12 protein-coding genes are annotated in these 11,964 nt (G+C 73.5%); 9 read left to right on the top strand and 3 right to left on the bottom strand.

Going from position 1 to position 11,964, the window contains the following annotated elements; genetic code table 11:
- Positions 1 to 5: 5 nt before the first annotated feature.
- Positions 6 to 1,310 carry an NAD(P)/FAD-dependent oxidoreductase gene (locus OG490_RS05185; RefSeq protein ID WP_330295098.1) on the bottom strand — a complete coding sequence of 435 codons (1,305 nt, stop codon included), beginning with the start codon at positions 1,308 to 1,310 and terminating at the stop codon, positions 6 to 8.
- 123 nt (positions 1,311 to 1,433) lie between these two features.
- On the opposite strand from OG490_RS05185, the gene OG490_RS05180 reads away from it, so the two are divergent.
- The 3 genes from OG490_RS05180 (at position 1,434) to OG490_RS05170 (ending at position 5,527) form a co-directional block, all read left to right on the top strand.
- Positions 1,434 to 2,975 (top strand): SDR family oxidoreductase, encoded by a 1,542-nt coding sequence (locus OG490_RS05180; protein ID WP_330295097.1) that lies wholly within the window; start codon positions 1,434 to 1,436, stop codon positions 2,973 to 2,975.
- Between the two features lie 96 nt (positions 2,976 to 3,071).
- Positions 3,072 to 4,442, top strand: coding sequence for a cryptochrome/photolyase family protein (locus OG490_RS05175; protein ID WP_330295096.1), 1,371 nt, complete (start codon positions 3,072 to 3,074; stop codon positions 4,440 to 4,442).
- 35 nt (positions 4,443 to 4,477) lie between these two features.
- Positions 4,478 to 5,527 carry a MerR family transcriptional regulator gene (locus tag OG490_RS05170; protein WP_330300782.1) on the top strand — a complete coding sequence of 350 codons (1,050 nt, stop codon included), beginning with the start codon at positions 4,478 to 4,480 and terminating at the stop codon, positions 5,525 to 5,527.
- On the opposite strand, the gene OG490_RS05165 is transcribed toward OG490_RS05170, so the two are convergent.
- Entirely contained in the window at positions 5,451 to 6,086 is a 636-nt protein-coding gene (locus OG490_RS05165) for an RNA polymerase sigma factor (protein WP_330295095.1), read from the bottom strand. The two genes, OG490_RS05170 and OG490_RS05165, sit on opposite strands and share 77 nt — an antisense overlap.
- Before the next feature lie 142 nt (positions 6,087 to 6,228).
- Between OG490_RS05165 and OG490_RS05160 the strand changes: the two genes are divergently transcribed.
- The 6 genes from OG490_RS05160 (at position 6,229) to OG490_RS05135 (ending at position 11,235) form a co-directional block, all read left to right on the top strand.
- A complete protein-coding gene (locus OG490_RS05160) occupies positions 6,229 to 6,822 on the top strand; it encodes a histidine phosphatase family protein (protein ID WP_330295094.1) in 594 nt (197 codons plus the stop codon).
- Positions 6,823 to 6,895: 73 nt separating this feature from the next.
- Positions 6,896 to 8,413, top strand: coding sequence for an APC family permease (locus OG490_RS05155; protein WP_330295093.1), 1,518 nt, complete (start codon positions 6,896 to 6,898; stop codon positions 8,411 to 8,413).
- A gap of 22 nt (positions 8,414 to 8,435) precedes the next feature.
- Positions 8,436 to 8,864 carry a universal stress protein gene (locus OG490_RS05150; RefSeq protein WP_330295092.1) on the top strand — a complete coding sequence of 143 codons (429 nt, stop codon included), beginning with the start codon at positions 8,436 to 8,438 and terminating at the stop codon, positions 8,862 to 8,864.
- 147 nt (positions 8,865 to 9,011) lie between these two features.
- Positions 9,012 to 10,175, top strand: a complete 1,164-nt coding sequence (locus OG490_RS05145) for a 7TM domain-containing protein (RefSeq protein ID WP_330295091.1) — start codon at positions 9,012 to 9,014, stop codon at positions 10,173 to 10,175.
- Entirely contained in the window at positions 10,172 to 11,053 is an 882-nt protein-coding gene (locus tag OG490_RS05140) for a sugar-transfer associated ATP-grasp domain-containing protein (RefSeq protein WP_330295090.1), read from the top strand. Before OG490_RS05145 ends, OG490_RS05140 begins: the two co-directional genes overlap by 4 nt.
- On the top strand, positions 11,053 to 11,235 hold the full coding sequence (locus tag OG490_RS05135; protein ID WP_330295089.1) for a hypothetical protein: 183 nt from the start codon (positions 11,053 to 11,055) through the stop codon (positions 11,233 to 11,235). Before OG490_RS05140 ends, OG490_RS05135 begins: the two co-directional genes overlap by 1 nt.
- 10 nt (positions 11,236 to 11,245) lie before the next feature.
- Here the strand turns inward: OG490_RS05135 and OG490_RS05130 are convergent, their stop codons facing one another.
- A complete protein-coding gene (locus tag OG490_RS05130) occupies positions 11,246 to 11,902 on the bottom strand; it encodes a response regulator transcription factor (RefSeq protein WP_330295088.1) in 657 nt (218 codons plus the stop codon).
- Between the last annotated feature and the right edge of the window lie 62 nt (positions 11,903 to 11,964).

The raw sequence follows: 11,964 nt of genomic DNA, 5'->3' as shown, positions 1-11,964 counted from the left end.
AGGTTTCACCACGCCACCCCCAGCGCCGCGGCCGCCTCCACGCCCGAGCGGCAGCCGTCCTCGTGGAACCCCCACCCGTGGTACGCGCCAGCGAAGGCCGTCACCGGCCCCGACAGGGCTGGCAGCAGCCGCTGCGCCGCCACCGACTCCACGGTGTGGACGGGGTGTTCGTACTCCATCTCGGCCAGCACCAGCTCCGGCCGCACCCGGTCGTCCGCGTTCAGCGTGACCACGTACGGTTCCGGCCCGTCCAGCCCCTGGAGGCGGTTCATGTCGTAGCTGACCCGCACGTGCGCGTCGTCCGGCCGGCACCCCGACAGCCGGTAGTTCCAGCACCCCCGGGCCCCGGCCGCGCGCGGCAGCACCGAGGCGTCCGTGTGCAGCACGGTCCGGTTGCGGGAATAGCCGAAGGCGCCGAGCGTGCTGCGCTCCGCGGCCGTCGGATCGGCCAGCAGTCGCAGTGCCTGATCGGCGTGGACGGCGACGACCACCGAGTCGTACAGGTCCGTGGCCCCGCCCTCGGTGGTGACCGCCACGCCCCGAGGGGTGCGCGCGATCGCCCGTACCGGCGCGGCCGCGTAGACCGTGTCCAGGTGCTCGCGGACCCGCTCCACATAGCGCGCCGAGCCGCCTTCGACCGTACGCCAGCGCGGCGAGCCGCCCACCGATAGCAGCCCGTGGTGCTCCAGGAAGCGGAACAAGAACCGGGCCGGGTGCCCCAGCGCCGTGTCCGGCGGGCACGACCACACCGAGGCCACCAGCGGGATCGCGAAGTGCGCGGTGAAGTAGGGCCCGAAGCCGCCCCGGTCGAGGAATTCGGCCAGCGTCCACTCGTACGGGGCTTCGCGCGCGGCCAGCAGCCGCCGCGCCCGCCGGTGGAACACCGGGACCTGCGCCAGCATCCGCAGATAGGCCGGGTTCACGGCGGAGCGGGGCCGGGCGAACAGCCCGCGCGGCCCGCGCGCTCCCGCGTACTCCAGCCCGCACCCCTCGCAGCGCACGGACAGGCTCATCGTCGTCGGGCGGGTCGCCACCCCCAACTCGCCGAAGAGCCGCCGCAGATGCGGGTAGGTGCGGTCGTTGTGGACGATGAACCCGGAGTCCACCGCCCGCACCACACCGTCCGCGCCCTTCACCTCGTGGGTGTGGGCGTGCCCGCCCAGCCGGTCCTCGCCCTCGTACAGGGTCACCTCGTGGGAACGGGCCAGCACGTACGCCGCCGTCAGCCCCGAGACACCCCCGCCGACCACCGCCGTACGCGGGCGTGCCCCACCCCGCTCCGGGCCCCGCTCCCGAGCTCGTCCGCTCATCGTGTCGCTCCCTCCGTCACCGGTACTTCGGAGCCGAGGGGGGCTTTGGATGTGCCATCCGGAGGAATCAGTGTCCGATCCCGCATCCGCCGCGGCGCGCACCGGGGAATCGATGGGGGGAGCATGAAGAGCGCACTGCTCGGGGCGGGAGAAGCGGAGACAGCCATGACGGGCGAGAACTGCCTGGTCACCGGGGCCACCGGCTACATCGGCGGCCGCCTGGTACCCGAACTCCTCGACGCCGGACACCGAGTCCGGTGCCTCGCCCGCGACCCCGGGAAACTGCGCGACCACGCGTGGGCCGGGCGCGCCGAGGTGGTCCGCGGCGACGTCACCGACCCGCGGAGCCTGGCTGCCGCGATGGACGGCATCGACGTCGCCTACTACCTCGTGCACGCCCTCGGCACCGGATCCGGCTTCGAGGAACGCGACCGCGAAGCCGCCCGCACCTTCGCCCGGCAGGCCCACGCCGCTGGAGTCCGCCGCATCGTCTACCTCGGCGGCCTTACTCCGGCCGACATGCCCGTCCAGGCGCTCTCCCCGCACCTGCGCTCCCGCGCCGAAGTCGGCGAGATCTTCCTCGCCGGGCCCGTCCCGGCGACCGTCTTGCGCGCCGCCGTCGTCATCGGCTCCGGCTCGGCCTCCTTCGAGATGCTGCGCTACCTGACGGAGCGGCTGCCCGTCATGGTGACCCCGAGCTGGGTCGGCACCCGCTGCCAGCCCATCGCCGTCCGCGACGTGCTGCGCTACCTCGTCGGCAGCGCGGGCATGGCGCCCGAGGTCGACCGGGCCTTCGACATCGGCGGGCCCGACGTGCTCACGTACGAGGAGATGATGCGCCGCTACGCCGCTGTCGCGGGACTGCCCCCACGGCTCATCCTGCGGGTTCCGATGCTGACCCCGAGGCTGTCCAGTCACTGGATCGGCCTCGTCACCCCGGTACCGCGCGCGCTGGCTCGGCCCCTCGCCGAATCCCTGCGGCACGAGGTGGTCTGCGCCGAGCACGACATCGCCCTCCACGTTCCCGATCCGCCGGGCACGCCCATCGGCTTCGACGAGGCCCTGCGACTGGCGCTCCGACGGATCCGGGAGGCCCGGGTCACCACGCGCTGGTCCTCGGCCGCGCTGCCGGGCGCACCGAGCGACCCGCTGCCCACCGACCCCGACTGGGCGGGCGGCAGCCTCTACACCGACCGGCGGGAGCGTGCCGTCGACGCCTCGCCCGAGGCGCTGTGGCGGGTGGTGGAGGGGATCGGCGGGGAGAACGGCTGGTACTCCTTCCCCCTGGCCTGGGTCCTACGGGGATGGCTGGACCGGCTCGTCGGCGGAGTCGGGATCCGACGCGGCCGCCGCGACGCGACCCGGCTGCGGGTCGGGGACTCCCTCGACTTCTGGCGGGTCGAGGAGATCGTCCCCGGCCGCCTGCTGCGCCTGCGAGCGGAGATGCGGCTGCCAGGCCTGGCCTGGCTCGAACTCCATGCCGACGCGCCGGGACCGGGCGAAGCGGGCGCCGCCCGCTACCGGCAGCGGGCGCTCTTCCATCCGCACGGACTGCTCGGCCACCTGTACTGGTGGAGCGTGTCCCCCTTCCACGCGCTGGTCTTCGGCGGCATGGCCCGCAACATCGCCCGCGCGGCGCAGCGCCTGGACCAGGACCAGGCCTGAGAGGTGGGATGCCGCCGCATCCGAGAGGGAGGCCTATGCCGAAGAACCACACGACAGGCCCTCCCGCCCCACCCACCCCACGCGGAGCCAACCCCCATGAACCTTGCGGTGGTCCTCTACACCTCCGACCTGCGGTTGCACGACCATCCACCGCTGCGCGCCGCCCTGTCCTCCTCGGAACAGGTGGTCCCGCTCTTCGTCCGGGACCCCGCGGTCACCGCGCCGCCCAACCGGCTCGCCTTCCTCGCCGACTGCCTAGCCGACCTCGACGCGGGACTGCGCGCCCGCGGCGGCCGCCTCGTGGTCCGCTCGGGAGACGCCGTGGCCGAGACCGTCTCCCTCGTACGGGAGGCCGACGCCGACGAAGTGCACATGGCGGGCGGCGTCAGCGCGTACGCCCACGCCCGCGAAGACCGGTTGCGCGCCGCCCTCGAAGCCGAGGGGCGGCGGCTCTACGTCCACGACTCCGTGATCACCGCCCTGGCCCCCGGGGCCGTCCTTCCCGCCGGGTCCGACCACTTCGCCGTCTTCACCCCGTACCACCGCCGCTGGTCGGAGCGACCCCTGCGCGCCGCCGCCCCCGCGCCCCGCGGCGGCGTCCGGGTCCCCGACGCCGTCCGCTCCGATCCGCTGCCGGAACGCGCCGCCGTCACCGGCACCTCCCCGGGACTGGCCCGCGGCGGCGAGGGCGAGGCCCGAAGGCTGCTCGCCCGCTGGCTGCGCTCAGGCCTCGACCGGTACCCGCAGAACCACGACGACCTGGCCGGCGACGCCACCTCCCGGCTCTCCCCGCACCTGCACTTCGGCACGCTCTCGCCCACCGAGGCCGTCCACCGGGCCCGCGCCGCCGGGGGCCCCGGCGCGGAGGCCTTCGTACGGCAGCTGTGCTGGCGCGACTTCCACCACCAGGTGCTCGCCGCCCGGCCGGCGGCCGCCACCCGCGACTACCGTGCGCGCGGGGACCGCTGGCGCACGGGACCCGCCGCCGAGGAGGAGATCCGGGCCTGGAAGGAGGGCCGGACCGGCTACCCGGTGGTTGACGCGGCCATGCGCCAACTGGCCCACGAAGGCTGGATGCACAACCGCGGGCGGCTCCTGACGGCGAGCTTCCTCGCCAAGACCCTCTACGTGGACTGGCGCGTCGGCGCCGCCCACTTCATGGACCTGCTCGTCGACGGGGACCTCGCCAACAACCAGCTGAACTGGCAGTGGGTGGCGGGCACGGGCACCGACACCCGCCCCAACCGGGTCCTCAACCCCGTCCGCCAGGGCCTGCGTTACGACCCCACTGGCGGCTACGTGCACCGCTGGGTCCCCGAGCTCGCCGGACTCCCCGCGCCGCGGGTGCACGAGCCGTGGCGGCTGCCCGGACTGGAGCGGGCCCGTTACGACTACCCCGACCCGGTGGTCGAACTCGCCGACGGGCTCGACCGCTTCCGCCGCGGCCGCGAGGAGGGCGCCGGGTGACGGCCCGCCGCCCCGCCGCCCCGTACGGTGGAGCGGTGGAGCCCGAACCCCCGCAGCCCCCGCCCGCCGCGCTGGCCACCGGCGCCGTCGCCCGCCACCTCGGGGTCTCGCCCACCACGCTGCGCTCGTGGGAGCGCCGCTACGCCATCGGCCCGGCCCGCCGCGAGGACGGCCGCCACCGGCGCTGGACCCCCGGGGACATCGCCCGCCTGGAACTGATGTGCCGCCTCACCGCCCAGGGCGTACCCCCGTCCGAAGCGGCCCGGGTGGCTCGGGCGACGGACCCCGGGGCCTTCGCCGACCCGGTGGAAGGGGTGTCGGCAGGGGTGGCCCCCGGGGCTCCGGGCGGGCCCCGCGCGCTGCGCCTCGGGGATGTCCGGCCGGAGTGCCGGGGACTCGCGAGGGCCGCCGTGCGACTGGACGCGCAGGCGGTGGAGGAGCAGCTGGCCGGCGTCCTCGCGGAGCTCGGCCTGATCACCGCGTGGGAGGAGGTCATCGCGCCGACCCTGCACGCGGTGGGCCGCAAGTGGGCCTCGGCGGGGGAGCGTTACGTGGAGGTGGAGCACCTGCTGTCCTGGTACGTCTCCTCGGCGCTGCGCCGGATCCGCCCCGCCCCGGAGCCGCTGCCCGCACCTCCCGTGCTCCTGGCCTGCGCGCCCGGGGAGCAGCACAGCCTGCCCATGGAGGCACTGGCCGCGGCCCTCGGCGAACGGGCCCTGCCGGTCCGGATGTTCGGAGCCGACCTGCCCGCCGACGCCCTGCGCGAAGCCGTGCGGCGGACGGGCCCGCGCGCCGTCGTCCTGTGGGCGCAGTCCCGTACGACCGCCGACAACGCCCTGGCCGGATCGCTCGCCGGCATCGAGTGGGGTCCGCGCGGCGCCCGCGGGCACTCGGCCCTGCTGCTCGCCGGGCCGGGCTGGGGTGCCGGATCCGCCGTCCCGGCCGCCGCGCCGCCGCCCCCGCCCGCGCGCACCGAGCGGCTGTTCGGGCTGCGCTCGGGGCTGGCGGTCATCGAGTCGGTTGCGGCAGGCCGGGCTCCAGCGACTGCCGCAGGACGTGCAGCGCCCGCCGCATATGGCTCTTGACGGTGCCGAGCGGCAGGCCGGTGCGGTCCGCGATCTGCGACTGGGTCAGGTCCGCGTAGAAGGCCAGGCGCAGCACCCGCTGCTGCGCCGAGGACAGCCGGGCCAGTTCCCCGAGCACCAGCACCCGTTCCACCGCCCGCTCCGGCCCCGGCTCCTGCTCCGGCCGGGTCCGGTCGCAGACCAGGCCGGCGGCCTCGGCCAGCCGGGCCCGGCGGGTCCGTGCGGCCAGGGCGTCGGCCACCTTGTGCCGCGTGATGCCGGTCAGCCAGGCCCCGAAGCCGCCCGGTCCGGGGCGGTAACCGCCACGGCCCCGCCAGGCGGCGAGGAACACCTGCTGGGTGACGTCCTCCGCCTCACGCTCGTCGCCGAGCGCCCGGCGGGCGAGCGCGTGCACCAGGGGCCGCCAGCGCCGGTACGCCGCTTCCACGCAGTCCTCGTGGCCCGCGACGAACCCTGCGGCGACGCGTGCGTCGTCCTGGCGGAACTCGCGGAACTCGCGGAACTCGTGGTCCTTGCGGTCCTCGTCGTCCGTACCGGCCCTGTCGGCTTCCTCGTCCATGCCCCGAGCCTGGCGAGCACGGCTTCCCGGGCCAACTTGCATCGCTTGCGCATCGAATCCCCCACATCACACCGGCGGGCGCGGCCGCCCGTGCCCGTGCGTCCTCCGACGCCGGCATGGAGCAGGGACTAGGGTCCTGAGCGTGAGTGATCTGCTGCTGGTGAGGCACGGCGAGACCGCGTGGAGCGTGAGCGGGCGGCACACGGGACGCACCGACGTCCCGCTGACCGCGCACGGAGTGGAGGAGGCGATCTCGCTCGCCCCGTTCTTCCGGGACCGCCATCCGGCCCTGGTGCTGACCAGCCCGCTGCGCCGGGCCGCCGCCACGGCCGAGCTCGCCGGGCTGCCCGGAGGCGTAGCCGATCCCGATCTGTACGAGTGGGACTACGGCGGCTACGAGGGCATCACCACCGCGGAGATCCTGCGCGAGCGCCCCGACTGGTCGCTGTGGACCGACGGGGTCCCGCCCGGGGACGCCGAGCACCCGGGCGAGAACGCGGCCCAGGTCGGCGCCCGCGCGGACCGGGTACTGGCCCGGGTGGCCGACCTGCTGGACGCGGACGGGGGCAATGTCGTCCTGGTGGCCCACGCGCACCTGCTGCGCGTGCTGACCGCCCGCTACCTCGGCCTGCCGCCCGAGGCCGGACGCCTCTTCCTGCTCCGCACGGGCACCTTCAGCGTGCTGTCCAGGGAGCACGGCCTCCCGGTCGTCGCGGGCTGGAACACCAGCCCCTGACCCCAGTGCTGTGGCCGCCGACCTCCCCGGTCCCCGCCTCGCGTGCCGACCGGGTCTGCGTGACGATGCGTACATGGCCCATGAAGACGCGGGCGGACATACGGGGATCCCGGAAACGGACCCGGACGCGAGGCTCCAGGCCAACGCGATCGGATTCCTCGACGCGCTCGTCATCGGTTTGAACTCGACCTCGCCCGCCTACTCCCTGGCCGCGGTCATCGGTCCGATCGTCGCCCTCGCCGGGATCTACGCGCCCGGCGTCATGCTGGCCTCCTTCGTCCCGATGCTGCTGATCGCCGCCGCCTTCTACTACCTCAACAAGGTCGACCAGGACTGCGGAACCACCTTCTCGTGGGTGACGCGGGCCATGGGCCCCTGGGCCGGCTGGCTCGGTGGCTGGGCCATCGCGATGACCGGCGTCCTCGTCATCGGCTCGCTCGCCGACGTGGCCGTCCACTTCGGACTGCTCGCCGCCGGTCTCGACGGCTGGGCGGCGAACGAATGGATCCGCCAGGGCCTGACCGTCGTGGTGATCCTGGCCATGACGGCCGTCTGCGTCATCGGTACCGAGATGTCCGCCCGGCTCCAGGACGTCCTGATCCTCGCCCAGGTCTTCTTCCTGCTGGTCTTCGCGGTGGTCGCCATCTACCGGGTCTACGCGGGCACCAGCACCCTCGACGGGATCAGACCCTCGGTGGAATGGCTCAACCCCTTCGGCGCCGGCGGCGCCGCCCTGACCGGCGGACTGCTGCTCGGCGTCTTCATCTACTGGGGCTGGGAATCGGCGGTCAACCTCACCGAGGAGGTGGAGGACTCCGCCACCGCGCCGGGCAAGGCCGGCATCTGGTCCACCGTGGTGCTCCTGGTGACCTACCTGTCGGTCGGCTACGCGGTCGTCGCCTACGCGGGCACGAAGTTCCTCTCCGAGAACGCGGGCGAGGAGGAGGCCGTCTTCGCCGTCCTCGCGCACGAGGTCATGGGCGGCTGGGACTGGGTCGTCCTGCTCGCCGTCTGCACGTCCGCCCTCGCCTCCACCCAGACCACGATCATCCCCGCCTCCCGCACCGCCCTGTCCATGGCCCGCCGGCACGCCCTGCCGCCGCACCTCTCGCACATCCACCCGCGCTTCCACACCCCGGACGTGAGCACCTGGTGGGTGGCGGCCATCGCCATCGGCTGGTACCTCGTCGTCAACCAGATCAGCGAGAACGCCCTCCTGGACTCCCTGACGGCCCTCTCCCTGCTCATTTCCTTCTACTACGCGCTCACCGGCGTGGCCTGCGCCGTCTACTACCGCCGCCACCTGCTGGAGAGCGTGCACAACTTCCTGCTGATCGGCCTCGGCCCGGTGATCGGCGCGGGCCTGCTGGCCTGGCTGCTGGTGAAGTCGGTCGCGAGCATGTCGAACCCGGAGAACTCCGCGAGCGGTGGCTCCTGGTTCGGACTGGGACCGCCCCTGGTCATCGGCATCGGGATCGCCGTCGTCGGAGTGCTGGTCATGTGCTTCTGGCGGATCCGCGACGGCCGCTTCTGGCAGGAGCGGCGCGGCGTGGCCGACCCGGACCTCGTCCGCGGGTTCAAGAAGCCCTGAGCAGTCCGTGAGAGGAGCCCCGATGTCCGTAGTCCTCGGGTACGACGAGTCGCCCGGCGCGGAACGCGCCCTGCGCGTGGCGCTGGAGGTGGCCACCGCCTTCGGCGAGCCCCTCGTCCTCGTCTACGGGGCGGCCGCGCCCGGCGCCACCGGCGAGGAGTACCGCGCGCACCGCGAAGCCGTCCGCGAGGCGGGCCGCAGCGCGCTCGCCCGAGCGGTGGAGGCCGCCGACGAGGCCGGGGTTCCCTCCACGGTCGAGGTGATGGACGAGAAACCGGCCCAGGCGCTGCTCGACGCCGCGGAACGCCACCAGGCCCGGGTGATCATCGTCGGCAGCTGGGGTGACAGCCCGATCCGCGGAGCCCTCCTCGGTTCCACCCCGCACAAACTCCTGCACCTCTCCCCGGTGCCGGTGCTCTGCGTCCCGACGGAGAGCGCCGCGTACCCGTAGCCCATTGCCCGTAGCCGCGTACCCGTAGCCCCGTAGCCGGGTCCGCATAACTTTCGTTGCCCCTCCCGGGCCGATCGTTACTACTGCGCGCCGTTGCCGTTCCTCGAAGCTGGCCATGTGTATGACCTGCGAAAAGACCAAGCAAACGTGGACGACACCGACCGGCCGCCCTCCGCGGTGCACCGAGGCGGGCGCAGGAAGGCGCCGGTGCTCTTCAAGGTCCTCGCGGCCGTGGCGGCCCTGGGCCTGCTCCTGCTCGGTGTGCTCAGCACCCCGGACCGTGCGCTGACGTGCTCGTCGGAGGTGATCGGGGAGCGGGAGATGGTCCGCATCAGCGGACCGAACGGCAGGACGGCCGATGTCCTCGCCATGATCGACACGGGTGCGTCCGCGTCCTCGATGGACACGGCGCTGGCCAAGGACCTCGGCTTCGACCTCGCCAAGGCCCCCCGGGTCACCGTCGGCTCGGCCCTCGGCCGCGAGGAACGCCCCGTGGTCGACTCCACGATGCACCTGGCCGGCCGGACCTTCACGGCCAAGACCAACGTCAACAACCGGTCCAAGCGCGAGACCCCCGTGCTCCTGGGCCGCCAGGACGTCCAGGGACTCCACGTGGCCGTGGGCAAGCGGCTGCTGACCCAGCCCGACGCGGCCACCGCGCCGTCCGCCCTGCGGATCCTGTTCACCAAGGCACCGGCCATCGACCCCGTCTCGATGATGGCGCTGCTTCCCCTGGCGGCCCTCCTGATCGTCCTGTTCCGCGTCGTCGTCGGGCTGAACACCCTGGGCACCTTCAGCCCGGTCCTGCTGGCCCTCGCGTACGCGCAGTCCGGCCTGCTCCTGGGCGTACCGCTGACCCTGCTGATGTTCGCCTTCGGCTTCTCCATGCAGCCCCTGCTGCGCCGCCTGCACCTGCCGCGCGTCGCCCGCCTCGGAGTGCTCATCGCCGTGGTCACCTCGGGACTGATCGCCGCTCAGCTCACCCTGGGGGGCTTCGGGCTCTCCGACGCGTGGGGCATGTCCCTCCCGGTCGTCGTCACCGCGATCATCACCGAACGGCTGTGGGAGCAGTGGGACCTCGACGGCATCCGGTCCGCCGGCGTCGGCGCCGCACTGACCATGGGCACCGCCGTACTCGTCGCGCTGCTCCTGCTCACCCCGCACGTACGCCACCTCGCGGAAGCCGTACCGCTGCAGTTGGCGCTCGTCTGCGCCGTATGGACGGCGATCGTGGGAACCTACTGCGGGCTGCGGCTGAGCGAACTCTTCAGGTTCGCACCGGCGGCCAAAGCCCAGGACGTCGCCGCGTGAACCGGTTCCGCGGCTGGGATCCGGTGATGGGCATGAACCTGCGCAACGCCCGGATCGCCGAACACAATCCCTCGGCCGCCATCCGGCTGGTCAACGACAAGTACGCCACCAAAGCGGTGCTGGAGTCCGTCGGCGCGCCCACCTCACCCACGCTGGCCCTGCTGCGCTCCCGCCGGGAGATCGCCGCACTGGACTGGGACGCCCTGCCCGACTGCTGGGCGCTGAAACCGAACCAGAGCCTGGGCGGCAACGGCATCCTGCTCGCCTTCGGCAGACGGCGAAGGCAATGGCACTCCTCCTCCGGCAAGAGGATCGCCCGGGCGGTGGTCGCCGAGCAGCTGCGGCGCATCCTGGACGGGGAGTTCTCCCCGCGCCCCACCGACTGGGCGATGTTCGAACCACTGATCCGGGCCCATCCGGACCTCGCGCGCCTCTCCCACCAGGGGCTCCCCGACATCCGGGTGATCTGCCTCGGCGACCGGCCGCAGCTGGCGATGCTCCGTTTGCCTACCCGCTTCAGCGGCGGCCGGGCCAACCTGCACCAGAAGGCCATCGGCGCCGCCGTCGACCTGGCCACCGGGCGGATCACCCACGCGCTCGTCGGAAAGGAGCCGACCGAGACCCACCCCGACACCGGCGAACTCCTGATCGGCAGGGCCGTGCCGCACTGGCCGCAGGTGCTCGACGCGGCGCGCCGGTGCGCGGGCGCGACGGGCCTTCGCTACCTGGGCGCGGACATAGTCGTCGACGCCGACCGGGGGCCGCTGATCCTCGAGGTCAATGCGCGCCCGGGGCTCCAGATCCAGAACGTCACCGGGCACGGCCTGATGACCGCGACCGCACCCGTAGCCATGACCACACCCCTGAGGAGGCACTGATGCGCTGGACCGCACTGGTGGCCAAGATCGTCGTCGCCGGGGCAGCCGGTGCGTTCCTGGCCGTGAGCGCCGCCGGGGCGCCGCCGCCGCGGCAGACGACCGGACCGGAAGGCTCCGGTGAGGCGCCCGCTGGCCAACACCGGGGCGCGGAAGGGCCGTCCGCGAGCTCCACCGGACGCTGAACCCAGCGGATCACCGGCCGGGTGCGAGCCCGGCGCCGTGGGCCAGGACGGCCGCCTGGACCCGGTTGGCGCAGCTCAGTTTGGTCAGCATCCGGCTCACGTACGCCTTGATCGTGCCTTCTCCGAGGTGCAGTTGCTTGCCGATCTCCGCGTTGGAGGCGCCGGTGGCGACCATGGCGAGCACGTCGAGTTCGCGGCCGGTGAGATCGGCGATCAGGCCGAGCCGCGGGTCGGCCGGGCCCTCGTGGCTGCCGAGGTACTGGTCGATGAGGTGCCGGGTGATCTGCGGGGACACGATCGGCGCACCGCCCGCGACCGTGCGGACGGCCTGGATGAGTTCCTGAGGGGTGCTGTCCTTGAGCAGGAACCCCGCGGCCCCGGCCCGCAACGCCCGCTCCACGTAGGCGTGCTCGCCGAAGGTGGTCAGCATGAGGACACGGACCGAAGGGGCCCGGGCGGCGATCCGCTCCGCCGCGTCGAGGCCGTCGGTGCCCGGCATCCGGATGTCGAGCATCGCGACGTCGACCCGGTGTTCGACGGCCAGGTGCAGCGCCTCGTGGCCGTCCGAGGCCTCGGCCACCACCTCGATGTCGACGGCGTGTTCGAGGACCAGCCTGATTCCGGCGCGGACCAGTTCCTGGTCGTCGGCAAGGAGAACGCGTATCACAGCAGGAACCTCGTGGTGTGGGGAGTCGGTGCGGACGGACACTCCTACGGCCGCCCCCCGCG

It is taken from the genome of Streptomyces sp. NBC_00503, assembly GCF_036346895.1.
Classification (GTDB): domain Bacteria; phylum Actinomycetota; class Actinomycetes; order Streptomycetales; family Streptomycetaceae; genus Streptomyces.
This window is presented reverse-complemented; position numbering and strand designations above follow the sequence as displayed.